General features: G+C 71.8%; 21 protein-coding genes. 6 read left to right on the plus strand and 15 right to left on the minus strand.

Annotated elements, in window-relative coordinates; all coding sequences use genetic code 11:
- Positions 1 to 43 precede the first annotated feature (43 nt).
- Both JN22_RS04510 and nadC read left to right on the plus strand, forming a co-directional pair.
- Positions 44 to 1,702 carry an L-aspartate oxidase gene (locus tag JN22_RS04510; protein ID WP_085552781.1) on the plus strand — a complete coding sequence of 553 codons (1,659 nt, stop codon included), beginning with the start codon at positions 44 to 46 and terminating at the stop codon, positions 1,700 to 1,702.
- Complete coding sequence (gene nadC / locus JN22_RS04515) at positions 1,687 to 2,520, plus strand: carboxylating nicotinate-nucleotide diphosphorylase (protein WP_085552782.1); 834 nt, start codon at positions 1,687 to 1,689, stop codon at positions 2,518 to 2,520. The genes JN22_RS04510 and nadC overlap by 16 nt, the downstream gene beginning before the upstream one ends.
- A gap of 33 nt (positions 2,521 to 2,553) precedes the next feature.
- On the opposite strand, the gene thiD is transcribed toward nadC, so the two are convergent.
- The 8 genes from thiD to JN22_RS04555 form a co-directional block, all read right to left on the minus strand.
- Complete coding sequence (gene thiD / locus JN22_RS04520) at positions 2,554 to 3,354, minus strand: bifunctional hydroxymethylpyrimidine kinase/phosphomethylpyrimidine kinase (RefSeq protein ID WP_085552783.1); 801 nt, start codon at positions 3,352 to 3,354, stop codon at positions 2,554 to 2,556.
- Positions 3,351 to 4,715: a phosphoglucosamine mutase gene (glmM, locus tag JN22_RS04525; RefSeq protein WP_085552784.1), complete on the minus strand. Its 1,365-nt coding sequence runs from the start codon at positions 4,713 to 4,715 to the stop codon at positions 3,351 to 3,353. The genes thiD and glmM overlap by 4 nt, the downstream gene beginning before the upstream one ends.
- A 139-nt stretch (positions 4,716 to 4,854) precedes the next feature.
- The gene (gene folP, locus JN22_RS04530) at positions 4,855 to 6,006 is read right to left on the minus strand and encodes a dihydropteroate synthase (protein ID WP_085552785.1); all 1,152 of its coding nucleotides are present in this window, start codon (positions 6,004 to 6,006) and stop codon (positions 4,855 to 4,857) included.
- An 89-nt stretch (positions 6,007 to 6,095) separates the two neighbouring features.
- Entirely contained in the window at positions 6,096 to 6,557 is a 462-nt protein-coding gene (locus JN22_RS04535; RefSeq protein ID WP_085552786.1) for a hemerythrin domain-containing protein, read from the minus strand.
- 91 nt (positions 6,558 to 6,648) lie between these two features.
- The gene (locus JN22_RS04540; RefSeq protein WP_085552787.1) at positions 6,649 to 9,351 is read right to left on the minus strand and encodes a TIGR02302 family protein; all 2,703 of its coding nucleotides are present in this window, start codon (positions 9,349 to 9,351) and stop codon (positions 6,649 to 6,651) included.
- A 140-nt stretch (positions 9,352 to 9,491) separates the two neighbouring features.
- Complete coding sequence (locus JN22_RS04545; RefSeq protein WP_223677567.1) at positions 9,492 to 10,430, minus strand: DMT family transporter; 939 nt, start codon at positions 10,428 to 10,430, stop codon at positions 9,492 to 9,494.
- Between the two features lie 126 nt (positions 10,431 to 10,556).
- Complete coding sequence (locus JN22_RS04550; protein WP_085552788.1) at positions 10,557 to 11,108, minus strand: DUF2934 domain-containing protein; 552 nt, start codon at positions 11,106 to 11,108, stop codon at positions 10,557 to 10,559.
- Positions 11,109 to 11,241: 133 nt separating this feature from the next.
- Complete coding sequence (locus JN22_RS04555; protein WP_223677568.1) at positions 11,242 to 11,841, minus strand: acyloxyacyl hydrolase; 600 nt, start codon at positions 11,839 to 11,841, stop codon at positions 11,242 to 11,244.
- 186 nt (positions 11,842 to 12,027) lie between these two features.
- Between JN22_RS04555 and JN22_RS04560 the strand changes: the two genes are divergently transcribed.
- From JN22_RS04560 to JN22_RS04570, 3 genes are all read left to right on the plus strand, one after another.
- Positions 12,028 to 13,590 (plus strand): bifunctional aminoglycoside phosphotransferase/ATP-binding protein, encoded by a 1,563-nt coding sequence (locus tag JN22_RS04560; protein ID WP_085552789.1) that lies wholly within the window; start codon positions 12,028 to 12,030, stop codon positions 13,588 to 13,590.
- A 174-nt stretch (positions 13,591 to 13,764) separates the two neighbouring features.
- A complete protein-coding gene (locus JN22_RS04565) occupies positions 13,765 to 14,631 on the plus strand; it encodes a universal stress protein (protein WP_085552790.1) in 867 nt (288 codons plus the stop codon).
- Between the two features lie 105 nt (positions 14,632 to 14,736).
- A complete protein-coding gene (locus tag JN22_RS04570; RefSeq protein ID WP_085552791.1) occupies positions 14,737 to 15,015 on the plus strand; it encodes a hypothetical protein in 279 nt (92 codons plus the stop codon).
- Positions 15,016 to 15,065: 50 nt separating this feature from the next.
- Here the strand turns inward: JN22_RS04570 and JN22_RS04575 are convergent, their stop codons facing one another.
- The 3 genes from JN22_RS04575 to JN22_RS04585 all read right to left on the minus strand — a co-directional run bounded on the left by JN22_RS04575 (position 15,066) and on the right by JN22_RS04585 (position 18,430).
- The gene (locus tag JN22_RS04575; protein WP_085552792.1) at positions 15,066 to 15,737 is read right to left on the minus strand and encodes a DUF3426 domain-containing protein; all 672 of its coding nucleotides are present in this window, start codon (positions 15,735 to 15,737) and stop codon (positions 15,066 to 15,068) included.
- A 103-nt stretch (positions 15,738 to 15,840) separates the two neighbouring features.
- Positions 15,841 to 17,085: an ABC transporter substrate-binding protein gene (locus JN22_RS04580; protein WP_085552793.1), complete on the minus strand. Its 1,245-nt coding sequence runs from the start codon at positions 17,083 to 17,085 to the stop codon at positions 15,841 to 15,843.
- A 55-nt stretch (positions 17,086 to 17,140) separates the two neighbouring features.
- Positions 17,141 to 18,430: a hydroxymethylglutaryl-CoA reductase, degradative gene (locus JN22_RS04585; RefSeq protein ID WP_223677569.1), complete on the minus strand. Its 1,290-nt coding sequence runs from the start codon at positions 18,428 to 18,430 to the stop codon at positions 17,141 to 17,143.
- A 142-nt stretch (positions 18,431 to 18,572) separates the two neighbouring features.
- On the opposite strand from JN22_RS04585, the gene JN22_RS04590 reads away from it, so the two are divergent.
- On the plus strand, positions 18,573 to 19,949 hold the full coding sequence (locus tag JN22_RS04590) for an aminotransferase-like domain-containing protein (protein WP_085552795.1): 1,377 nt from the start codon (positions 18,573 to 18,575) through the stop codon (positions 19,947 to 19,949).
- A 16-nt stretch (positions 19,950 to 19,965) separates the two neighbouring features.
- Here the strand turns inward: JN22_RS04590 and JN22_RS04595 are convergent, their stop codons facing one another.
- The 4 genes from JN22_RS04595 to JN22_RS04610 all read right to left on the minus strand — a co-directional run bounded on the left by JN22_RS04595 (position 19,966) and on the right by JN22_RS04610 (position 23,588).
- Positions 19,966 to 21,138, minus strand: coding sequence for an MFS transporter (locus JN22_RS04595; RefSeq protein WP_085552796.1), 1,173 nt, complete (start codon positions 21,136 to 21,138; stop codon positions 19,966 to 19,968).
- A gap of 325 nt (positions 21,139 to 21,463) precedes the next feature.
- The gene (locus JN22_RS04600; protein ID WP_085553418.1) at positions 21,464 to 22,252 is read right to left on the minus strand and encodes a 3-hydroxybutyrate dehydrogenase; all 789 of its coding nucleotides are present in this window, start codon (positions 22,250 to 22,252) and stop codon (positions 21,464 to 21,466) included.
- 5 nt (positions 22,253 to 22,257) lie between these two features.
- The gene (locus JN22_RS04605; RefSeq protein ID WP_085552797.1) at positions 22,258 to 22,911 is read right to left on the minus strand and encodes a 3-oxoacid CoA-transferase subunit B; all 654 of its coding nucleotides are present in this window, start codon (positions 22,909 to 22,911) and stop codon (positions 22,258 to 22,260) included.
- 17 nt (positions 22,912 to 22,928) lie between these two features.
- A complete protein-coding gene (locus JN22_RS04610; protein ID WP_085552798.1) occupies positions 22,929 to 23,588 on the minus strand; it encodes a CoA transferase subunit A in 660 nt (219 codons plus the stop codon).

A 23,588-nucleotide genomic window follows, 5' to 3' on the forward strand; every position in this document is an offset into this window, starting at 1 on the left:
CCGCCCCGGACGAGGGACACCACGCCCGTGCCGAGGATCGCCCATGACCTCAACCACATCGCCCATCCCCTACGAGATCCGCGACTCCGACGTGATCGTCGTTGGCTCCGGGCTGGCCGGAATGACGGCGGCGCTCGCGCTGGCTCCGCGCGCCGTCACCCTGCTGACCAAGACCGCCGACCTGCCCGGCGGGTCGAGCCTCCACGCCCAGGGCGGCATCGCCGCCGCCATCGGTCCCGGCGACCGGCCGGAGGACCACGCCGCCGACACCGTGTCGGCCGGGGCCGGGCTGGTCGACGCGGCGATGGCGGCGCTGCTGACCCGCGACGGCGCCGAATGCCTGCGGGCGATGCTCGCCGACGGCCTCCCGTTCGACCGCGACGCGAACGGCGCGCCGCTGCTCGGCCGCGAGGCGGCGCACGGTGCGGCACGCATCGTCCACGCCGGGGGAGACGCCACCGGGCGGACCCTGGTCACGGCGCTGGCCCGGCGGCTGCGCGCCACCCCGTCGGTGCGGGTCGAGACCGACGCCTTCGCCGTCGATCTCGCCATGCGCGGCGGCCGCGTCTGCGGCCTGCTGGCCTTCCAATCGGAGGGTTGGGTCCTGCACCGCGCGCCGCGCGTGATCCTGGCGACCGGCGGCATCGGCGCCGCCTTCGCCCGCACCACCAACCCGGCCGAGGCGACCGGCGACGGGCTGGCGCTGGCGGCGCGGGCCGGCGCCCGGCTGGCCGACCTGGAGTTCGTGCAGTTCCACCCCACCGCGCTGGCCGTCGATTCCGACCCGGCGCCGCTGCTGACCGAGGCGCTGCGCGGGGCGGGCGCCGTCCTGCTCGACCGCGCCGGGCGGCGCTTCATGCCCGACGAGCACCCCCTGGCCGAGTTGGCGCCGCGCGACGTCGTCGCCCGCGCCATCGGCCGCCGCGTCGCGGCGGGGGAAGGCGTCTTCCTCGACCTGCGCCCGGCGCTCGCCGCCAAGCCGGACGGCTTCCCGACCGTGCTGGCGCTCTGCGCCGCCCATGGGCTGGACCCGTTCCGGGAACCGATGCCGGTCGCCCCGGCCGCCCATTACCACATGGGCGGAATCGTCACCGACGCCGAAGGGCGCACCAGCCTGGAGGGGCTGTGGGCCTGCGGCGAGGTCGCCTGCACCGGCGTCCACGGCGCCAACCGGCTGGCCAGCAACTCGCTGCTGGAAGCGCTGGTCTTCGGCGCCCGCGTCGCCCGCGACGTCGCGGCCCGCGCCCTGCCGCCGCCGCCGCCCTTCGCCCTGCCCGCCCCTCCCGCCGTGGTGACGGGGTTGGGCGACGCACTGCTCGACGCCATCGCGGCGGAGACGCGCGCCGTGCTCTACGAGGGCGCCGGGCTGGTCCGCGACGGGCTGGGGCTGCGGGCGGCGCGGCGCAAGCTCGACCGGCTGGCGGCGGCGCTCGACAGCCTGAGCGGGGGCGAAACCGACCGCACCGCCACCCCCGACGGGATCCGCCGCTGGGGCGAGGCGCGCAACCGGCTGCTGGTCGGCCGGCTGGTCGTCCACGCCGCGCTGTCCCGCGAGGAGAGCCGGGGCGCCCATTGCCGGACCGACCACCCCCTGCCCGACCCGGCGCTGGGCCGCAGCGCCGACCGCCGCACCCTGACCCTCACCGATCTGGCCGGCCCCGCCGGCCCCTTGCCCGGAGACGCCGCATGCTGCATCCCCTGACCGTCGAGCCCATCGTCCGCGCCGCCCTGGCCGAGGATCTGGGCCGGGCCGGCGACATCACCACCGACAGCATCATCCCCGCCGACGCCACCGCCACCGCCCGCATCGCCGCCCGCAAGGATGGCCGGGTCGCCGGGCTGGAGGCGGCGCTGATCGCTTTCCGCCTGCTCGACCCCGCCGTCGCCGTCACGGTGGAGCGGGAGGACGGCGGTGACGTCGCCCCCGGCGGCACCATCGCCACCGTCGCCGGCAAGGCCCGCGCCCTGCTGACCGCCGAGCGCACGGCGCTGAACCTGATGGGCCGGCTGTCCGGCATCGCCACCGCCACCCGCGCGCTGGTCCGCGAGGTCGAGGGCACCAACGCCCGCATCGTCTGCACCCGCAAGACCACGCCGGGGCTGCGCGTGCTGGAGAAGCACGCGGTCAAGCTGGGCGGCGGCTTCAACCACCGTTTCGGCCTCGACGACGCGGTGCTGATCAAGGACAACCACATCGCGGTGGCCGGCGGCGTCCGCGCGGCGGTGGAGCGGGTGCGCGCCCACATCGGCCACATGGTGAAGGTCGAGGTCGAGGTCGACACGCTCGACCAGCTCGACGAACTGCTGGGGCTGCCGGTGGACGTCGTGCTGCTCGACAACATGGACCCGGACACGCTGCGCCGCGCGGTGCGGATGGTCGACGGCCGGTTGCTGACCGAGGCGTCGGGCAACGTCACGCAGGCCACCGTCCGCGCCATCGCCGAGGCGGGGGTGGATATGATCTCCTGCGGCTGGCTGACCCACAGCGCGCCCAACCTCGACATCGGGCTGGACATCTAGCCCTCTCGCGGGGCGGGAGAGGGAAACCTTCGCCTACGGGAAATCCCTCACCGTGTGCAGGTGGTTCAGCGGCCCGTGGCCATGGCCCAGCCCCGGCGCCGTCAGGATCGCGGTCTCGACATAGGCCCGCGCGCGGGCGACCGCGTCGCGGGTGCTCAGGCCCTGGGCCAGACCGGCGGCGATGGCCGAGGCCAGGGTGCAGCCCGTGCCGTGGGTGTGCGGCGTGTGGACCCGCTCGCCCTGGAACACCGTCTCGCCCTCCTCCGTCAGCAGCAGGTCGTAGAGCCGGTCGTCCTCCAGATGCCCGCCCTTCAGCAGCACCGACTTGGGCCCGAAGGTGAGGATCAGTTCGGCGGCGCGGCGCATGTCGTCGAGGTCGCGGATCGGCACGTCGGTCAGCGCCTCGGCCTCCGGCAGGTTGGGCGTGACGATGGCGGCGCGCGGCAGCAGCCGCTTGCGCAGCGTCAGCACCGCCTCGGGCTCCAGCAGGTGATGGCCGCTCTTGGCGATCATCACCGGATCGACGACCAGCGGCACGTTGCCGCCGCGGACCTCGTATTCGGTCGCCACCGCGTCGATGACGGCGGCGTTGGCCAGCATGCCGATCTTCAGCGCGTCGGCGCCGATGTCCTCCAGCACCACCTTCATCTGGAGCGCCACGAAGGCCGGATCGATCGGCAGCACGCTGTAGACGCCGGTGGTGTTCTGCGCCGTCAGCGCCGCGATGGCGGTCGCCGCATAGGCGCCGAGCGCGCTCACCGCCTTGATGTCGGCCTGGATGCCGGCGCCGCCCCCGGAATCCGACCCGGCGACGATGAGGACGCGGCCCTTCATCGCGCGCCCTCCAGCACGCTGGTCCGGATGGCCTCGGCGATGTCGCCGACCACCTGATGGACCAGCGCCTCGTCGTCGCCCTCGGCCATGACGCGGATCACCGGCTCGGTCCCCGACTTGCGGATCAGGATGCGGCCGTTTTTCGCCAGACGCGCCTCGCCGTCGCGGATGGCGTCCTGCACCGTCAGATCGTCCAGCGGCTTGGAGCCGGCGGCGAAGCGGACATTGGTCAGCTTCTGCGGCACCGGCGCGAAGACACGGCAGACCTCGCTCGCCGACCGGCCGTTGGACTGGATCAGCACCGCCAGCACCTGGAGCGCCGCGATCAGCCCGTCGCCGGTGGTCGAATAGTCCGACAGCACGACGTGCCCCGACTGCTCGCCGCCGACGTTGTACCCGCGCTCGCGCATCAGCTCGACGACGTAGCGGTCGCCGACCGGCGTGCGCGCCAGATGCAGGCCCAGCCCGTCGAGGTGGCGCTCCATGCCGAGGTTCGACATGACGGTCGCCACCACGCCGCCGCCGCGCAGCGTCTGCGACGCCGCCCAGGAGGAGGCGATCAGGGTCATCAGCTGGTCGCCGTCGATCGGGCGCCCGGCCTCGTCCACCATGATCAGCCGGTCGGCGTCGCCATCCAGCGCGATGCCCAGATGGGCGTTGTGGGCGACGACCTGCTCCTGCAAGGTCTGGGTGGCGGTGGCGCCGCAGCCCTTGTTGATGTTGGTGCCGTCCGGCGCGACGCCGACCGGGATGACGTCGGCCCCCAGCTCGTACAGCACCTTGGGCGCAACGCGGTAGGCGGCGCCGTTGGCGCAGTCGACGACGATCTTCAGCCCGTCGAGCCGCAGGCCGCGCGGGAAAGTGTTCTTCACATACTCGATGTAGCGGCCGGTCGCGTCCTCCATGCGGCTGGCGCGGCCGAGGTCGGAGGGGGCGGCGAGATCGGCGGCGAAGGGCTGGCCCATCCGCGTCTCGATGGCGATCTCGACCTCGTCCGACAGCTTGTAGCCGTCCGGGCCGAACAGCTTGATGCCGTTGTCCTGGTAGGGGTTGTGCGAGGCCGAGATGACGACGCCCATGTCGGCGCGCAAGGACCGCGTCAGCATCGCCACCGCCGGGGTCGGCAGCGGGCCGACCAGCACGACGTCCATCCCCATCGAGATGAAGCCGGCGGTCAGCGCCGGCTCCAGCAGATAGCCCGACAGGCGCGTGTCCTTGCCGATCACCACGCGGTGGCGGTGGTCGCCGCGCCGGAACTGGAGCGCCGTCGCCATCGCCACGCGCAGGGCCGTTTCGGCGGTCATCGGATCGACGTTGGCGGTGCCGCGGATGCCGTCGGTGCCGAACAGGTGTCGCGTCATGAGAACCTCGGGAATGGACATGCCCGACGGCCGGCGACGCCGGCCGGGGGAAACTGTGAAATGACTTTTTCCACCGGTTTCCTCGGCGCGGTCAAGCATCCTTCCCACATCTGCGCGAAAGGGTTACGGCGGGCGGGGTTCATAGGCGGGATTGCAGGGGGTGCAGCCCCTCCCACAGGGCGCGGGCCTGCGCGGTCTCCGCCACGTCGTGGACGCGCAGGATCTGCGCCCCCTGGTTCAGCGTCTCCAGCCCGGCGGCGAGCGAGCCGGCCAGACGCTCCCTCGGCGGCTCGCCGCGCGACAGGCGGCCGATGAAGGCCTTGCGCGACAGGCCGATCAGCACCGCGCAGCCGAGCGCGTGGTACAGCGCCGTGTGGCGCAGGATCGACAGGTTGTGCTCCACCGTCTTGCCGAAGCCGATGCCGGGATCGACGGCGATGCGCTCCGGCGGCACCCCGGCGGCGGCGCAGCGGGCGACGCGCTCCTCCAGCCAGTCGAAGACGTCGAGGGCGGCGTCGGCGTATTGGGGGTTCGCCTGCATGGTGCCGGGCTCGCCCAGCATGTGCATCAGCACGACCGGCGTGCCCGATCGGGCGACGACCGGCAGGGCCAGCGGATCGCCGAGGCCGGCGACGTCGTTGACGACGCGCGCGCCGGCCCCGATGGCGGCGGCCATGACGCGGGCGTGCCGCGTATCGACCGACACGGTGGCGCCCCGGCCGGCGAAATGGCGGATGACGGGGAGGACGCGCCTCTCCTCCTCCTCCGGCGACACCGGGCTGGAACCGGGACGGGTGGACTCGCCGCCGATGTCGAGGATGTCGGCGCCGGCGTCCAGCAGCGCCCCGCCATGGGCGATGGCGGCGGCGTGATCGAGGAAGTCGCCGCCGTCGGAGAAGCTGTCGGGCGTGACGTTGACGATGCCCATGATGGCGGGCCGGCCCAGGTCGACGCCGCCGAAGGGGGAGCGGGAGCGGGTCAGCGCGCCGAGCTGGCGGTCCAGCGCCTCGGCCACCTCCCGCGCGCGCTCCCAGCCCCAGGCGAGGATCTCGGAGAGCGGCGCGAAGGCGCGCTCGATGCGGTCCCCCTCAAGACCGCCCCCCTGGCGGACGATCAGCTCCGCCGTGGCGAAGGCGAAGCGCCCGCCGGCCAGCGGAACCGCCGCCCCCTTGGCCCAGGCGGCGATGGGCATCAGCCCGACCGGACGCAGATAGACCCGCACGCCCGGCTCCGCCGCCCAGGGGCAGAAGGAGGCCAGCGAGCCGGCGGCGGATTTGGGGGCGGGGGGCATGGACGAACCTTCGGAACGGAAAGCGCTGCTCCGTTCCTAGGACGGGGGCGGCCGGGGGGCAAGAGGAAGTCGCCCCCGGCCGGCCTTCCTCACTTCGGCAGCGGCGCCAGACCGGCCATGATGTGGTCCTTGCGCTCGCCGTAGAAGCCGCCAAGCTCGGCGGCGCGGCCGTCGTCGAGAACGTCCTTGGCCTCCTCGAACAGTTCCTCCTCCTCCTCGTCGAGGTGGTGGCGGACCAGCTCGCCCAGGACCTGGAGCTTCTCCTTCCAGCCGCTGTCGGTCACCTTCATGGCGTTCAGCTCGTCGAGCAGGCCGTTGATCAGGTGATGCTCGTTCAGCCCCTCGACGGTCTCCGACTTGGCCTCCTTGGCCTTGGACAGCGAGGCGTAGAAGACGCCCTCCTCGACCTTGGCGTGGGCCCACAGCTCGCGCTGCAAATCCTCGAAGACGGCGCGGCCGTTGCCGTTGGCCTGCTCGATCTTGTCGAGCAGGGCGCGGATGGTGTCGTGGTCGGTCTTGATGCGGGCGAAGATGTCGGTCTTCCGGGCCATTGCGGCGTCCTTCCAATGAAATCCGTTGCTGGAAGAACCCCGACGGCGGCCCGGTGTTCCTTGCCCCCTCCCCTTGAGCGCCGTCCCCGGCTCAGAACTGCTTCAGCAGCCGGTCGATGTATTCCCGCTCCGGCTGCGGCCGGTTGTACTGGCCGGAGCGGCGGCGCAGCTCGTCCAGGATCTCGCGGGCGCGCTGAAGCTCCGACTGCTCGGGGATCTTGACGTCGTTGGAATCCTGCATGCCGTAGCCGGACGGGCGGCGGCCCAGCGGGTCGCGGCCCCGGCCCTGGCGTTGCCCCTGGCCCTGCTGCCCCGGCTGCTGCTGGCCCATCATCGCCGGCCCCTGCCCCATCATCATCTGGTTGGCGAGCTGCTCGGCCATGCTCTGCATGCTCTGCTGAAGCTCGTCCATCGCCTGGGTCTGCGACGGCACGGCGGCGCCGGGGGAGCCCTGCTGCAAGGCCTGGGCGGCGTCGCGCATGGCGCGCTCGGCGCGGCCCAGCGGCCGGGGAATCTCGCCGCCGGACTGCTCGCCCATGCGGCGCATCAGCTCGCCGAGCTGGCGGCGCAGCGCCTCCTGCTGCTCGGCCTGCTTCTGGAGGGTCGGGCTGCCGGCCATGTTGCCCTGGTTGTTGCGCTGGCCCTGCTGCCCCGGCTGCTGGCGCCCCCGCGGAGACTGCTGACCCTGCTGGCCCTGCTGCTGGCTGGGATCCTGGGCCTGACGGAAGCTCTGGTCGAGAAGCTGCTGCTGCTGCTGGGTCAGCTTCTGCAAGTCCTGCATCATCTGCCAGGCGTCGTTCTGGTTGTTCTGCTGGCCCGACTGCGCCATGGCGCCGTTGCGCATGTTCTCCAGCATCTGCTGGAGCTGCGACAGCATCTGGCGGGCGGCGTCGCGCGAGCCCGTCTGCGCCATCTCGCGCATGCGGTCGAGCATCTGCTGGAGGTCGTTGCGGTCGGTCATGCGGTCGGCCATCTCCGGCGGGATGGTCGGGATCTGCTCGCCGCGCTGGAGCGCCTCCATCATCCGCTGCTCCATGGCGTCCATGAACTTGTCGAGCGCCGCCTGCAACTCGTCCATCAGGCGGTTCAGCTCCTCGTCGCCGACATTCTTGTCGAGCGCCTCGGACAGGCGGCGTTCGGCGTCGCGCAGGTCGCGCTCGGCCAGCGACAGCCCGCCGTCCTCGATGCGCAGCGCGGTTTCCCACAGAAGCTGCTGGAGGGCCGGCACCGACTCCGCGCTGTCGTCCAGCATCAGCCGGGCGACGGCGGTGCGCAGCGCCAGGAAGGCCACCAGATCCTGCCCGTACTGGCCGGGCCGCGCCGAGATGTCGGCCAGGGCGCGGGCGACGTCGGTGCGGGATTCCGCCGGCTGGCGGGTGAGGATCCTGCGCTGCTCGACGATGGCGCGGGCGACCGGATGATTGAAGATCCGCTCGGGCAGCACGATCGGGGCATCCTCCGACTGGCCGGTCTGGCCGGCGCCGTCGGTGGCGATCAGACGCACCGTGACCGGCAGCCCCGCCCAGGGATGAGCGGTCAGGTCGTGGAAGGCGGTGTTGCGCGCGTCCTTCGGGCGCAGGCCGGGCAAGGCCAGCGGCAGGTCGAGCGGCGGGGCGTCGCGCAGGGCCGGAGGCAGGGCGGAGGGGGAGGCGGGCGCCGGCGCGGCGCCGGGCGCGGCCTCGTTGGGGCCAGGGGCGGAAGCGGGGGCCGGCGCGGCCGGCCGGATTTGCGCCTTCACCTCGGTCAGGCCGTAATCGTCGCGGGCGGCGTAGTCCAGCCGCAGGGCGCCGCGCTCGCCGGCCGTGGGCGGGTTGGCGTGGGCGACGATCGGCGGGCTGTCCGGCACGACGCGGACCGGCCAGCTCCCCAGCGTCCGCCCGCCCTGGGTCACCGCGATGCGGTTGCCGGCGGTGATCGGCTGCTGGATCTGGAAGGTGGTGGCGTCCACCGTCTCGAAGCCGGCGGAGCGGTCGCCCGCCTCCAGGGTCGGGACGCCGCCGCCGCCGCTGACGCGGGCCATCACCTGGCTGCCCGCGGGCACCGGCACCGGCTGGTCGGCCGGGGCGTTGACGGTGGCGCCGGCCTTCAGGAAGACCGGCGGCAGGCCGGTGTGGTCGGGCGGCGTCACCCACAGGTCGAGCGTCGCCACGGCGGTCGCCGGCCCGCCGTCGAAGCGGGGCGTCAGCGCCGCCATCAGGCGCGGGCGCCAGTCGCCCCAGCCGGCGGCCCCGGCCACCACGAGCAGCAGGATCACCAGCGCCCGCAAGGCGAAGCGGTCGTGCGCCGGGACGGTCGCCTCCGGCCACGCCACCCGCAGCCGGCGCATCGCCGCGCGGGTGCGCTCCTGGTGCAGGCGCCACAGCGCCTCGGCCAGCGGGTCGTTGCCCGACGGGCGGTCGCGCAGCGCGGTCAGCGGGCGGTGGGGGATGCCGCTGTCGCGCTCCAGCCGGCGGCGGGCGTCGCCCTCGTCCGGCAGGCGGAGGCGGCGGACGCCGGCCACGGCGGCCAGCGCGAAGGCGCCGGCCAGCAGCACCAGCAGCGCCGCGTGCAGCCAGCCCGGCAGATGCGGCAGCAGATTGAACAGGGCGAGCGCCAGGAAGACACCGAGGATGGTCAGGGGCGCCCACAGGGCCGGTCCCAGCCGCTCCCACAGCAGCGCCGAACGGGCCTGCCACAGCCGGGCGCGCGGTTCGGATGGGGGGAGGAAATTGGCGGAGGCGCGGCCCTGGTCGCCGCCCTGGTCGCCGCCGCGCGCGTCCGTCGCCGGGTCGGTCCGCCGTGCGTCCTGCCTCATGCCGTACCCCACTTCCGCGTTCGTGGCCGTGCGCCATCCACCATATAGGGCGCCGCCGCCGGTTTTGCCCACCGGCGCGATGGTACAGCACACCATCGCCGGATGGCGAAACTGTGACGGGCGGAGCCGCCGGAGGCGGGTCAGTCGCCGGAGCCGGGGGGGATCGCGCGGGTCACGGCGACGCGGCGGCGGGTCTCGCGGTGCAGGATGTACAGGCCGCTCGCCATCACCACGGCGGCTCCCAGCGCCATCGTCCCGGTCGGCACGTCGCCCCACAGCGCCCAGCCGAACAGCACCGCCAGCAGCAGCGACGAGTAGTTCAGCGGCGCCACCACCGCGGCCGGGGCCAGCGAATAGGCCCGCGTCACCAGCATCTGGCCGCCGCCGCCGAGCAGCCCCATGGCGACCAGCAGCGCCCATTCGGTCGCGGTCGGCGTCACCCAGTCGAAGGGCAGCGCCAACCCAAGCGCCAGCGTGGTGATCAGGGTGAAGTAGAAGACGATGGTGTTGGGCGGCTCGGTCCGGCTCAACTGGCGGATGGCGATGACCGCGAAGGCGTTGCCGAAAGCGCCGCCCAGCGCCACCATGGCGCCGAGATTCAGCACGTCGCCGCTCGGTTGCACGATGATCAGCACGCCGGCGAAGCCGACCAGCACCGCGCTCCAGCGGTGGATGCCGACCTTCTCGGCCAGCAGCGGGACCGACAGCGCGGTCAGGAACAGTGGCGCCGCGAAGTTCAGCGCGATGGCGTCGCCAAGCGGCAGCAGATGGAACGACCAGAACATGGCGACCATCGTCGTCAGCCCGATCATCGACCGCCCCAGATGCCCCCAGGGATGACGGGTGCGCAGGGTCCGCGCGAATCCGTCGCCGAAATGGATGGCGACGCAGACCGGGATCAGCGCGAAGAAGCTGCGGAAGAACGAGACTTCGGCCACCGGGAAACGCTCGGTCAGGAGCTTCACCAGGACGTTCATCATCGAGAAGAGGAACACCGACCCGAACATCGCGGCGATGCCGAGCGGCGTGTTGTCCACCCGCCGGTGAGGCTTGGACGTCGTCTGGGGGGGGGAGGTCACGATGGCCGGCAGTCTATCAAAGCGGAACCGCCCGCGTCACGGTGTCGCGACGCGGGCGGTCATGTCCCGACGGAATGGCGGCCCTGCGGCCTTAACGGCTTGCCCGCGTTGCGGCTTTCAGCCGCTTCAGGCCTTCAACTGGCCGGTCACCTCGGCCTCGGCGCGCAGCCAGTGGTCCTGCTCGCGGCCGTGGGGCCGTCCCTCCTCCTCCCAGATCTGATAGGCGCGGTCCTGAATCAGCTTGCTCTGCTGGCCGCCCAGCAGCCCCTCGGCGATTCCCATGTTGAGACGGGCGAGCGAAACCAGGCGCCGCTCCTCGATCGAGCCGCCGGTGGCCTCCATCGTCGTGCCGACGACATACTGCGCCAGGTTGCGCAGGTTGGCCTTCACCTCCGGCTCGATCGGGCTGTCGCCGTTGAGCAGGACGGCCTTGATCGCGATCCAGAGCTTCAGGTTGTGGTCGAGCGCGACGTTGACCTTTTCCGGCGTGTCGGCGTCCAGCAGCAGGCTGGCGGCGTGCAGCAGCGCGACACTGTCCTGTTCCGCCACGGCGAAGTTGGTGCGCAGGATGACCTCGGCCCCCGAATCGGTGGCAGCGGACGGCAGTTCGCTCGCGGGGGTCGCTTGCGAAACCTGGGCGGGCGGAGCGGAGGCGGCGGTCTTGCGCTTGGTGGCCATGGTCGTTTCCCCGGGAGCGTTCAATCCGCGTCCACTAGAACCAACCATGTTTAAGATGCGGTTAAGGGCGAGTGGAACCGTTCGTCGCACCACCGGAAGGTTCCGGCCGGAATCGTCGTCGTCCCGCGCGCCCTCACGGCCCGCCGAACGGCAGGCGGTAGTAGAGGCCGAACACGTTGTTCGGCACCGACGCCGCATCGGCCGACCCGCCGTCGGTGGCGATGCGGCTGTAGCCCAGGCTGAAGCGCGACTTGTTGTCGAATTCATAGCCGAGCTCCAGCTGGGACCGGAACTCCGTGGTCGCCCCGCCGTCGCGCGGCGTGCGCGGCAGGGTGCCGGCGCCGAAGCTGGGGGTGAAGACGAAGGAGCCGAGCGGCACGTCGATCAGGACACCGCCCATCAGCCCGGTCGTGCCGCCGGTCCCGGCCAGGGATCCGGCCATGGAGGCGCGCGCGCTGCCGTCGAAGGACTGCGCGCCCGGTCCGATCCACGGCCGCACGCTGGCGTAGCGCTCGATCTGCGGCAGCAGCGAGGCGCCGCCGATGCGGACCTTGCTGTTCAACCCGGACAAGGTGTTTTCCGGCGGGGTCTGCACCGTGTAGGCCAGCCCGCCGACGGTCCAGTCGCCAATGCGGTCGCCGGCCGCCCCCACCGTCTGCGCGGTCGCCGCGAGCCCCGGCAGCAGGGCACCCAGGGCGGCGGACAGGCACAGGATGAAGGACCGACGGCTCACGGGCTGCCCCTCCGACGACACGGCGATCCACCATAACGAAGGGCACCGCCCTCCGTCCTCCGGCGTATCGGCGCTACCTCCAACTATGTCGGACCTGACACACGGCGATTCAACCATCAATGCGGCATGGAAGCGAGCGCGAAAGCGCAAGCGACGCCGCGGGCCGGAGACTGCTAGTCTGGCCGGATGCCGCCGATCGACGCCGCCCCGTCCACCGACAGGAGTCAGGCCGGAACGCTCGCCTTCCTGGGCGATCCGCGCAGCCACGGCGGCCGTCCGGTGGAGCGCGTCGACACCCACGCCGCCGTGGTCTTCCTGGCCGGCGGGCGCGCCTACAAGCTGAAGCGCGCGGTGCGCTACCCCTACCTCGACTATTCGACGGTGGAAAAGCGCGAGGCCGCCTGCCGGGCCGAGCTGGCGATCAACCGCCGCACCGCCCCCACGCTGTACCGCGACGTCCTGGCGATCCGACGGCGGCCCGACGGCGGGCTGTTCCTCGACGAGGCCGGCGACGGCGCACGGAGCGGCCCGGCGGTGGATTGGGTGGTGGCGATGCGGCGCTTTCCCGCCGACGCCCTGTTCGACCGGATGGCCGAGCGCGGCGCGCTCACCCCGGCGATCATGCGGGCGCTGGCCGGACGCGTCGCCGCCTTCCACGCGGCGGCGGAGGTCCGGCGCGACGGCGGCGGCGAGGCGGCGCTGCGCGCGGTGGTGGACGGCAACATCGCCGAGATGGCGGAATCGCCGGCGCTGTTCCCCCCGGAACGCCTGGGCCGGCTCGCCGCCCGTTCGGCGGCGGCGCTGGACCGGCTGAAGCCCCTGCTGGAACGGCGGCGGCGCGACGGCTTCGTCCGCCGCTGCCACGGCGACCTGCATCTGCGCAACATCCTGCTGCTGGACGGCGTCCTGACCCTGTTCGACGCCATCGAGTTCGACGAAACCCTGGCCGTCACCGACCTGCTCTACGATCTGGCCTTCCTTCTGATGGATCTGGAGCGGCGCGGTCTGCGCCCGCTCGGCAACGCGCTGCTCAACCGCTGGCTCGACGAGACCGGCGACCGCGCCGGGCTGGCGGCGCTGCCGCTGTTCCTGTCGGTGCGCGCCGCCGTGCGCGCCAAGATCGCCGCCGTCGCGGCCGCCCTGTCAGCCGGCAAGGCAGAGGAGCTGGCGGCCGAGGCCCGGCGCGGATTCGATCAGGCCGTCGCCGCGCTGGAACCGCCGCCGCCGCGCCTCGTCGCCGTCGGCGGGCTGTCGGGCACCGGCAAATCGCTGCTCGCCCATGCCCTGGCCCCCGCTCTCGGACCGGCTCCGGGGGCGGTGATCCTGCGCAGCGACGCGCTGCGCAAGCGGATGCGGGGGGTTCCGGAAACCGAGCGGCTGCCGCCCGACGCCTACGATCCCGCGACGACCGCGCGGGTGTACGCCGCGCTGCTGGACGGCGCGCGCACCGTTCTGGAGGCCGGCCACGCCGTGGTCGTCGACGCGGTCTGCGCCCGGCCGGAGGAACGCGCCGCCCTCGAATCGCTCGCGGCCGCAGCATCGGTGCGCTTCGACGGAATCTGGCTCGACGCCGCCCTGGAGCTGCGCGCCGCGCGCGTGACGAATCGTCGCAACGACGCCTCCGACGCGACGGCGGAGGTGGCGAAGCGGCAGGAATCCTACGATCTGGGAGACATCCGCTGGGCGCGCCTGGATTCTGGCAGGGTTGCAGCGGATGTGCTTGCCGACGCTCGGGCTACGCTGGCGTAATTCCAAAACGACGGGCGGCGAAGCGCCTCCCGGTCGGCTACACTGACGGAACAGAGCGGCGGCGCCCGCCGCCGCCCGGTCCCTCGCACCGGCCGGGTCCGGCCAGACAGCAAGCGCTGGCCCGGCCCCGGAAACCGTCCAAGAGGACCGAACGAACCGGTCCGGGAGGAGTCCATGACCTACAAGACCATCCTCGTTCCGCTCGGCGGCGGCGACAGCGACCCCGTCGCCCTGAAGGCCGCCCTGACGGTGGCGCGCGATTTCGACGCCCACATCGTCGCGCTGTTCGTGTCGCTCGACCCGCGCGACGCGGTTCCGATGCTGGGCGAGGGTATGTCCGGCGCCATGGTGGACGAGATCATGCGCGCGGCGGAGGGCGAGTCGAAGAACCACCGCGCCGTCGCCCGCCGCCATTTCGACGACGCGGTGCGCGAGTCCGGCATCGAGCTGCGCGACGTTCCCGGCGGGGTGGAAGCCCCGTCGGCCGCGTGGCGCGAGGTCGTCGGCCGCATCGAGGACGTGGTGCCCGCCGAGGGCCGGCTGGCCGACCTGATCGTCTTCGCCCACACCTCGCTGGACGCCGACACCCAGGGCTACGCCACCATGGAAACCGCGCTGCTGGGGTCCGGCCGGCCGCTGCTGCTGGTGCCGAAGGTGTTGCCGGCGGAGATCGGCCGCACCGTCGCCATCGCCTGGAACGGCAAGATCGAGGCCACGCGCGCCGTGGCCGCCGCCCTGCCCTTCCTGCGCGGCGCCGACCGGGTCCTCACCCTGACCGCCGAAACGTCGGCGACCGAAGCTGCGGCAGGACGCCGCATCGCCGATTATTTGGCTTGGCAAGGCGTTAACCCTGAGTTAACTATTCTCAAGCCCGGATCGGAACCCGTCGGCGAGACGGTCACCAAAAAGGCTGCGGAACTTGGCGCCGACCTCCTGGTCATGGGGGGCTACGGGCACAGCCGGATGCGGGAAATGATTCTGGGCGGAGTCACCCGATATGTACTCAATCACGCCGGGTTGCCGGTGCTGATGGCCCATTAGACCGACACGGCGACGCCCCCGCTGCTCCTTTCCGCGGGGGCGCCCTCCCGGCCGGCCGATGGTCCCCCATCCCATGGGGCCCGGCGGTTCCGGGAGGAACGCGCCATGTTGACGATCAAGGATTGCATCGCGTTGAGCGATCTGACCGAAGCGCAGATCGACGCGATCGCCGAACACGAGCATGTGCCGGAGATGGTCGCGGTGGAGCTGGGCTGCTGCCTGGCCCACAGCCCCGCCGGCCACGCGCGCATCCTGCACATTCTGGCCGACGACATCGCCGTGGCGCGCGCCCACGGGCGCACTGGCCACGCCGCCGAACTGGTGGCGGCGCTGGTGGATTTCGTCGCGACCCACCCGGCCGCCGGGCTCCACCCGGCCCGGTGATCCGACCCGGCAACGGAAAAGACAAGGCCAGACGAAGAGGTCAGAAAAGGTCAGCGGCCGTCCAGCGTCACCGTCACCTCGGCGACGGCGCCGGGATCGGGTTGGCTGTGGTGGAAGGTCGTCACCTCGCCGGGACGCAGGGTGGGGGCCGAAGCCTCCATGGTCCAGCTTTGCAGCGTCTTGTGCTCGGCGTCCCGCGACGTGGCGCGCAGGCGCGGCACCGGGCGGTCGCTGTCGGATTCGTTGAGGATCTGGCCCTCGATCAGCAGGACCGTGGCGCCGTTCTCGCTCTTCTGCTCGGACCGGACGCTGCGCAGTTGCAGCCCGGCGCCGGGCGGCTCGGCGGGCAGGCCGACCGTCTCGAACAGCAGCGCCAGCGGCGGCCACGCGCGGACCAGCGTGTCGCGCGTGGCGAAGCCTCCGCCGGCGATCCCGGCCAGCGCCAGCCCCAGCACCGCGAAACCGATCACCGTGCGCCGGGTCGGGCGGGAAAAGCCGAGCTTGTGGAAGGCGAAGCCGCCGTTCCCCGCGGATTCGGCCGGTCGGGAGGAGCGGATCTCGGTCGGCGCGTCGGCCAGCATCCGGGCGAAGTCGGGCTCATCCTCCGGCCGCTGCCACCAGAGGTGACCGCATTTGGCGCAGCGGACCTTGCGCCCGCCGGGCCCGAGCGACGCTTCGGACAGGGTGTAGCGCGTGGAACAGCTCGGGCAGGAAACGATCATCGCGCCTTCGGGGACGGTTCACCCCCTGCCTTATAGATAGCCGCGCTTTCCGGCGCAACGGCGGCGCGCTCGCAAGCACGCCGCCGTTGCGCCGCGGGCCCGTTCAGGACTTCCCGGCGAGCGGGCAGTTCCCCTGGTCGAGCGGCCGGAAGGCCTCGGCCGCCGGGATGGTCTTGACGTGGGTGTAATAGTCCCAGTCGGCCTTCGATTCGGACGGCTTCTTGACCTGGAAGAAGTGCATGTCGTGCACCGCGCGGCCGTCGACGCGGACATTGCCCTTGCCGAACAGCACGTCGTCGATCGGCAGCTCGCGCATGGCGCCGGCCACCTTGGCGGCGTCGGTGGTGCCGGCCGCCTTGACCGCCTTCAGGTAATGCAGGGCGCCGCTGTAGACGCCGGCCTGGTTACCGGTCGGGCGGCGGCCCTTCATCTTGGCGGCAAAGCGGTCGGCGAAGGCGCGGGTGCCGTCGTTCAGGTCCCAGTAGAAGGCCTCGGTCAGGTACAGCCCCTGGGCCGATTGCAGGCCCACCGCGTTGACGTCGGTGAGCTGCATCAGCAGCGCCGCCAGCTTCTGCTGGCCGCCGGCGGTGACTCCGAACTCGACCGACTGCTTGACCGAGTTGATGGTGTCGCCGACCGCGTTGGCCAGCCCGATGATCTGCGCCTTGCTGGCCTGCGCCTGGAGCAGGAAGGAGGAGAAATCCGGCGCGTTCGGCGGGTGGCGGACGCTGCCGACCACGGTGCCGCCGGCGCTGGCGACGACTCCGCTGGCGTCCTTCTCCAGCGCGTGGCCGAAGGCGTAGTCGGCGGTCAGGAAGAACCAGCTCTTGCCCCCCTCCCCCACCACGGCGCGGGCGGTGCCGTTGGCGAGCGCGTAGGTGTCGTAGGTCCACTGCACGGTGTTGGCCGAGCATTTCGGCCCGGTCAGCTCGGTGGTGCCGGGGCCGGACGCGATGAACATGGCCTTGGAGTTGCGCGTCACCTCGTTGACCGCCAGCGCCACCGAGGAGAAGGGCACGTCGAGGATGGCGTTGACGTTCTCCTGGTCCAGCCATTGCCGGGCGATGGAGGAGCCCAGGTCGGGCTTGTTCTGATGGTCGCCGAGCACGACCTCGATGGTGACGCCGGGCAGCTCCTTGGCGAAATCCTCCGCCGCGAGCTGGGCCGCGACGACGGAGCCCATGCCGGTGGAATCGGCGGCGAAGCCGCTCATGTCGGTCAGCACGCCCAGCTTGACCTTGTTGCCGGCGATCTGCGCCGAGGCCGGGGCGGCGGTGGCGAGCAGAAGCGCCGCGCTGAGAATGGCGCCCGAAAGGGCGGAACCGCCCAGAAGCCCACGCTTGATCATCGTTTCCTCCGTTGTGTCTCTTTTCGTTCGGCGGAGTGGTGCCCCACCCTGACCTTTACGCCCCGCGCAGCTCGCTCAGCACCGCCTGCGCCACGTCGATGCGCACGGTGCCGCGCTCGACCAGGGTGCGGGCCACCCGCTCGATCTCCTCGCCGACGGCGCCGGCCATCATGGCGATGTTCTGGGCATGCAGCGCCATGTGGCCCTTCTGGATGCCGGTGGTCGCCAGCGCCTTCAGCGCCGAGAAGTTCTGCGCCAGACCGACCGCCGCGATGACGCGGGCCAGCCGCTCCGCCGAGGTGGCGCCGACGATCCTCAGGCAGGTCTGCGCCGTCGGGTGCAGCTTGGTGGCGCCGCCGATCAGCCCGACCGCCATCGGCAGCTCGATCGAGCCGCTGAGATGGCCGTCCTTGGTGACCTCGTAGCGGGTCAGGCTGCTGTAGGAGCCGTTGCGGGCGGCGTAGGCGTGGGCGCCGGCCTCCACCGCGCGGGTGTCGTTGCCGGTGGCGAGCACGACGGCGCTGACTCCGTTCATGATGCCCTTGTTGTGCGTCGCCGCGCGGTAGGGATCGGCGGCGGCGAACTGGTAGGCGCTGACGATGCCGTCGCGCACCGCCTCGCCGCCGCCCTGACCACCGATCGCGTCGAGGTGCCAGACCGCGTGCGCCCGTGCCAGCCGGCGGTCGGCGAGGTTCGACAGGATGCGCAGATAGACCCGGCCGCCGGTCCATTCCTCGACGCGCGGCGCCAGCTTCTCCGCCATGGTGTTGACGGCGTTGGCGCCCATCGCGTCGCGGGTGTCGACGATCAGGTGGGTGATCAGCATGGTGCCGCCGGCCGTCTCCAGCACCCGCACCTCGACGTCGCGGAAGCCGCCGCCCAGGCCCAGCAGGATCGGGTCGCAGCCGTCGCACACCTCCTTGATGGCGTCGCGGCGGTCAAGGATGCGCAGCCGCGCCGCGTGCGGGTCGGCGACGCCGACCGCCTGGATCTGGGCGATCATCAGCGTGCCGGACAGCGACGTCGTGAAGCCGCCGGTCTCGTAGCATTGCCGCCCGGCGTTGCAGACCGCCGCGACGACCGAGGATTCCTCCGTCGCCATCGGGATCAGCACGTCCTCGCCGTCGACCTTCATGTTGGTGGCGACGCCGAGCGGGATGTTCATGGTGCCGACGACGTTCTCGATCAGCCGGTCGGCCAGCCCGGCGTCGAGGTTGCCGGTGTCGGCGAGCCGTTCCACGGCGGCGGCGTCCAGCCCGGCGAAGCCGGCGACCGTGTCGCGCCGCTCCTGCGGCGACATGCGGTGAAAGCCCGAGATCCGGGAATTCCGGGGCGTGTTGGGCACGGGGACGATCTCCTCTGGGAACGCAGCCATTTTGTTTGTGATGACAATGGTCTGTGATACGAAGGGACGGAGCAAGGGACAGTTCGGCGGTTTTTTGGTCCGACTGTCCCAGGCGTTCGACGGGGACAGTCAGGAGCAGCCGATGAGCCGGATCACCGACATCGTCGACCGGATCACCGAACAGATCGACCGTGGCCTGCTGAAGCCGGGCGACCGCCTGCATTCGGTGCGCGCCGGGGCGCAGGAGCACGGCGTCTCCAAGAACACGATGGCGGAGGCCTACGACCGGCTGGTGTCGATGGGCCGGCTGGAGGCCAAGCAGGGCTCCGGCTATTACGTCGCCCGCGCGGAAACGCCGAAGAGGGGGCCGCGCGGGCCGCATCTGGCCGAGGCGATGGACCATGTCTCCCTGCTGCGCGAGCAGTTGGAGCGGCAGTACAGCGTGCGGGTCGGCGATGGCCGCCCGCCCCCCTCCTGGCTGGAGCGGCTGGAGGTCGGCGCCCACGCCCGGCTGGTGCGGCCGGCGGGGGGCAGCAGCCTCGACCACGGCTACGGCAATCCGTGGGGCTACGCCCCCTTGCGGGAGCGCATCGCGCTGACGCTGGCGGAGCGCTCGATCGCGGCCGCCCCCGAACGCATCCTGCTGACCCAGGGCGCCAACCACGCGCTGGATCTGGTGTGCCGGCAACTGCTGGAACCGGGCGACACGGCGCTGGTCGACACGCCCGGCTATTATCCGCTGTTCGGCAAGCTGAAGCTGGCGAAGGTGACGGTGGCCGGGGTGCGGCGCCAGCCCGACGGCCCCGACCTGGAGGAGTTCGCGGCGAAGATCGAGGCGCTGAAGCCCAAGATCTTCTTCACCCAGTCGCTGGCCCACAACCCGACCGGCGGGTCGATCTCCATCGCAGTGGCGCACCGGCTGTTGCAGATCGCCGCCCAGCACAACGTCACCATCGTCGAGGACGACCCCTTCGCCGACGTGCTGCCCGCCTCCGCCCCGCGCCTTGCCGCGCTCGACCAGCTGGAGCGGGTGATCTACATCGGCACCTTCTCGAAGACGCTGTCGGCCAGCCTGCGCGTCGGCTACATCGCCGCCTCGCCGGCCCTGGCGCAGACCCTGTGCGACCTGAAGATGCTGACCGTGGTCAGCACGTCCGACTATGTGGAGCGGCTGGTCTTCACGCTGATCGCCGGCGGGCAGTATCTGCGCCATCTGCGCCGGCTGAAGACGCGGATCGAAACGGCGAGCGCCGACGCGCTGGCGGCGCTGGAGCGGGTCGGCATCGCCGTCCCCGCCGCCCCGGCCGGCGGCTACTACATCTGGGGCAGCCTGCCCGAGGGGCTGGAGGAGACGGCGCTGGTCCGCGCCGCCGCCGACCGGGGCATCTTCCTCGCCCCCGGTTCGGTGTTCTCGACGGGCAAGGCGGCCGGCCGGCTGTCCCTACGCATCAACATCGCCTACGCCTGCGACCCGCGCTTCCTCGACTTCATCGCCGAACAGGTGGCCGGGATTCGCTGATGTCGCAACGGTCTGGTCAATGTCCGGCTTCGCAGGCGAGTTCCGCGCGCCGCGCGCCGGAACGCGCCGTCACCACGAAGGCCAGGGCCAGCAGGGCGAAGCCGGCGCCGATCCAGGGAAGCTCCCCGTACCCCACCCCGGCGTTGATCGCCACGCCGCCGACCCAGGCGCCCAGCGCGTTGCCGAGGTTGAACGCCCCCTGGTTGAGGGTGGAGGCGAGGTTGGGCGCGTCGGTCGCCGAATCGACGACCCAGAGCTGGAGCGGCGACACCAGCGCGAAGGCCAGCGCCCCCCAGACTCCCAGCGTCGCCACCGCCGGAACCGCCGATGGGCCGGTGAAGACGAACAGAACCAGCACCGCGACGACCGCCAGCAGGCTGCCGATAATGGTCGCCATGGCGCCGCGGTCGGCCAGTCGCCCGCCCGCGAAGTTGCCCAGCGTCAGCCCGACGCCGAAGACCAGCAGAGCCCCGGTCACCGCCTGCGGGGTGAGGCCGCTGACATGCTCCAGCAGCGGGGCGATGTAGGTGAAGACGCTGAACAGGCTGACCGAGCACAGCGTGCTGACCAGCATCGGCAGCAGCACCGGCCAGCGCCCGAGCACGCGGAACTCCGACAGCAGCCCGCCCTTCGACCCCGGCATGCCGCCCGGCACGCAGCGCAGGATCGCCAGCCACGCCACCACGCCGATGGCGACCACCGCGACGAAGGTCGAGCGCCAGCCGGCCGCCTGCCCCAGCGCGGTGCCCAGCGGCACGCCGAGGATGTTGGCGATGGTCAGGCCGGAGAAGACCAGCGCCACCGCCTGGGTGCGCTGTTGGCGCGGCACGAGGGTGCTGGCGACCACCGCGCCGATACCGAAGAAGGCGCCGTGCGCGAAGGCGGTCAGCACCCGCGCCGCCATCAGCAGCCAATAGCCGGGCGCCAGCGCGCAGCCGACGTTGCCGGCGATGAAGATCGCCATCAGCGCCAGCAGCGCCGTCTTGCGCGGCAGCCGCGCCGTCGCCATCGCCACCAGCGGGGCGCCGACCACCACGCCCATGGCGTAGCCCGACACCAGATAGCCGGCCTCCGGCACGCTGACGCCCAGGCTGCGGGCGACGTCGGGCAGCAGGCCCATGATGACGAATTCGGTGGTGCCGATGCCGAAGGAGGCGGCGGCGAGGGCCAGGATGGGAAGCGAGACCATGGCGGGCGGGCTCCGGACCTCGAAATGGCGAAGAGGGGGACACGGGCCGGGCATGCTCATGCTGCGGCGCAGCGTCGCACTCATAAGGCCGGAAGCCGGGAACTTTGCATAGCTATGCAATGCGCGGGACAGGTCTGCGCGAGGTGCGGGGTGCCAAGCAATTGCTTGGACAAGCCCTTCTCCCCTTGTGGGAGAAGGGTTGGGATGAGGGGGATTCCGCCGAAGGCGGAAGGAGGCTTGCCCCCTCACCCCAACCCCTCTCCCACGAGGGGAGAGGGGCTTGTCCACAGGGAGGATCGGGGACGGGGACCCGCCCCCGATGCCCTTACTGCGCGGTCCAGCCGCCGTCCATCAGCAGCGAGGCGCCGCGCATGTTGGCGCCGCCGTCGGAGCACAGGAACACCGCCAGATCGCCGAGCTGCTCCGGCGTGACGAAGGTTTTGGACGGCTGCTTCTCGCTCAGCAGCTCGCGGCCGGCCTCCTCGTTCGACAGGCCCTTGGATGCCGCCAGCGCGTCGATCTGCTTCTGCACCAGCGGGGTCAGCACCCAGCCGGGGCAGATGGCGTTGCAGGTGATGGCGGTCTCGGCGGTCTCCAGCGCGACCACCTTGGTCAGGCCGATGACGCCGTGCTTGGCCGCGACGTAGGCCGACTTGTTGGCCGACCCCACCACCCCGTGCGCCGAGGAGATGTTGATGATGCGGCCCCAGTTGCGCGCCTTCATCCCCGGCAGGGCGGCGCGGGTGCTGTGGAACACCGCCGACAGGTTGATGGCGATCACCGCGTCCCAGCGCTCGACCGGGAACTCGTCGACCGGCGAGACGTGCTGGATGCCGGCGTTGTTGACGAGGACGTCGAGACGGCCGAACTCGGCCTCGGTCGCGGCGACCATCGCCTCGATCTCGGCGGCCTTCGACATGTCGGCGCCGCTGTGGGCGACGCGGACGCCGAACTCCTTGGCGAGCCCCTCGCGCAGCTCGGCGATGTAGGCGGCGTCGCCGAAGCCGTTCAGCATCAGGTCGGCGCCCTGCCCGGCCAGCTTGCGGGCGATGCCGAGCCCGATCCCGCTGGTCGAGCCGGTGACGAGGGCGGTCTTGCCTTTCAAAGCGGTCATGGTCTTCACCCTTCCAGCGGCATGGTGCGGAGATCCGGCGACACGATCAGCTCGGCCCCGGTGTTGGCGATCACCTGCTCGACGGTCACGCCGGGCGCGGTTTCCTTCAGCAGGAGGCCGGAGGCGGTCGGCTCGATCACCGCGAGGTCGGTGACGACCAGATCGACGCGGCGGACCGAGGTCAGCGGCAGGGTGCAGCGCTTGACGATCTTGGATTCGCCCTTGGCGCTGTGCTGCATGGCGACGATGACGCGCTTGGCGCCGGTCACGAGGTCCATGGCGCCGCCCATGCCGGGCACCATCTTGCCGGGCACCATCCAGTTGGCGAGATGGCCCTCCTCGTCGACCTGGAGGCCGCCGAGAACGGTGACGTCCAGGTGCCCGCCGCGGATCAGCCCGAAGGACAGCGCGCTGTCGAAGGAGGCCGCCCCCGGCAGCGCCGAGATCGGCGAGCCGCCGGCGTCGGTCAGGTCGTTGTTCTCGGCGCCGGTGATCGGCCCGGACATGCCCAGGATGCCGTTCTCCGACTGGAAGAACACGTGGCGGCCGACGGGCACGTAGCGGGCCACCAGCGTCGGCAGGCCGATGCCGAGGTTGACGAGGTCGCCGTCGAACAGCTCAAGCGCGACGCGCTTGGCGATCAGGGTCTTTTCATCCATGATTCCGGTCTCCCCTCTCAGCGCGGCCGGGCGGTGACGATGTGGTCCACCAGGACCGACGGCGTCATCACCGCGTCGGGCGCGATGCAGCCGACGGGCAGGATGTCCTCGGCCTCGGCGATCACGGTGGCGGCGGCCAGCGCCATGATCGGGTTGAAGTTGCGCGCGGTCAGCGCGTAGGTCAGGTTGCCGTAGAGATCCGCCTGCTTGGCCGCCAGCAGCGCGAAGTCGGCCTTGATCGGCGTCTCCAGCAGGAAGGTCTTGCCGTCGATCTCGACCGTGCGCTTGCCCTCCTCCACCGTCGTGCCGACGCCGGTCGGGGTCAGCACGCCGCCGAGGCCCACGCCGCCGGCGCGGATGCGCTCGGCCAGCGTGCCCTGCGGCACCAGCTCCACCTCAATGTCGCCGGCGATCATCTGCTTCTGGGTGTCGGGGTTCAGCCCGATGTGGCTGGTGATCACCTTGGCGACCAGCTTCTCCACCACCAGCTTGCCGATGCCCTGGTGCGGACGGGCGGTGTCGTTGGCGATGATGGTCAGGCCGCTCTTGCGCTGGCGGATGATCTCGTCCACCAGCCGGGTCGGGCCGCCGACGGCCATGAAGCCGCCGAACAGGATCGAGGCGCCGTCGGGTATCCGCGCGACCGCGTCCTCCAGGGAAATGAGCTTGTTCTTCAT

Source organism: Azospirillum agricola, assembly GCF_020005195.1.
Taxonomy (GTDB): Bacteria; Pseudomonadota; Alphaproteobacteria; order Azospirillales; family Azospirillaceae; genus Azospirillum; species Azospirillum agricola.

Bases quoted from the DNA above. Each gene is read 5' to 3' on its own strand.
- JN22_RS04605 (WP_085552797.1), bottom strand. From the start codon at position 22,911: ATGGATGAAAAGACCCTGATCGCCAAGCGCGTCGCGCTTGAGCTGTTC.
- JN22_RS04540 (WP_085552787.1), bottom strand. From the start codon at position 9,351: ATGAGGCAGGACGCACGGCGGACCGACCCGGCGACGGACGCGCGCGGC.
- JN22_RS04510 (WP_085552781.1), top strand. From the start codon at position 44: ATGACCTCAACCACATCGCCCATCCCCTACGAGATCCGCGACTCCGAC.
- folP (WP_085552785.1), bottom strand. From the start codon at position 6,006: ATGCCCCCCGCCCCCAAATCCGCCGCCGGCTCGCTGGCCTCCTTCTGC.
- JN22_RS04550 (WP_085552788.1), bottom strand. From the start codon at position 11,108: ATGGCCACCAAGCGCAAGACCGCCGCCTCCGCTCCGCCCGCCCAGGTT.
- JN22_RS04570 (WP_085552791.1), top strand. From the start codon at position 14,737: ATGTTGACGATCAAGGATTGCATCGCGTTGAGCGATCTGACCGAAGCG.
- JN22_RS04560 (WP_085552789.1), top strand. From the start codon at position 12,028: ATGCCGCCGATCGACGCCGCCCCGTCCACCGACAGGAGTCAGGCCGGA.
- JN22_RS04575 (WP_085552792.1), bottom strand. From the start codon at position 15,737: ATGATCGTTTCCTGCCCGAGCTGTTCCACGCGCTACACCCTGTCCGAA.
- thiD (WP_085552783.1), bottom strand. From the start codon at position 3,354: ATGAAGGGCCGCGTCCTCATCGTCGCCGGGTCGGATTCCGGGGGCGGC.
- JN22_RS04610 (WP_085552798.1), bottom strand. From the start codon at position 23,588: ATGAAGAACAAGCTCATTTCCCTGGAGGACGCGGTCGCGCGGATACCC.
- JN22_RS04595 (WP_085552796.1), bottom strand. From the start codon at position 21,138: ATGGTCTCGCTTCCCATCCTGGCCCTCGCCGCCGCCTCCTTCGGCATC.
- JN22_RS04535 (WP_085552786.1), bottom strand. From the start codon at position 6,557: ATGGCCCGGAAGACCGACATCTTCGCCCGCATCAAGACCGACCACGAC.
- glmM (WP_085552784.1), bottom strand. From the start codon at position 4,715: ATGACGCGACACCTGTTCGGCACCGACGGCATCCGCGGCACCGCCAAC.
- JN22_RS04565 (WP_085552790.1), top strand. From the start codon at position 13,765: ATGACCTACAAGACCATCCTCGTTCCGCTCGGCGGCGGCGACAGCGAC.
- JN22_RS04580 (WP_085552793.1), bottom strand. From the start codon at position 17,085: ATGATCAAGCGTGGGCTTCTGGGCGGTTCCGCCCTTTCGGGCGCCATT.
- JN22_RS04600 (WP_085553418.1), bottom strand. From the start codon at position 22,252: ATGACCGCTTTGAAAGGCAAGACCGCCCTCGTCACCGGCTCGACCAGC.
- nadC (WP_085552782.1), top strand. From the start codon at position 1,687: ATGCTGCATCCCCTGACCGTCGAGCCCATCGTCCGCGCCGCCCTGGCC.
- JN22_RS04590 (WP_085552795.1), top strand. From the start codon at position 18,573: ATGAGCCGGATCACCGACATCGTCGACCGGATCACCGAACAGATCGAC.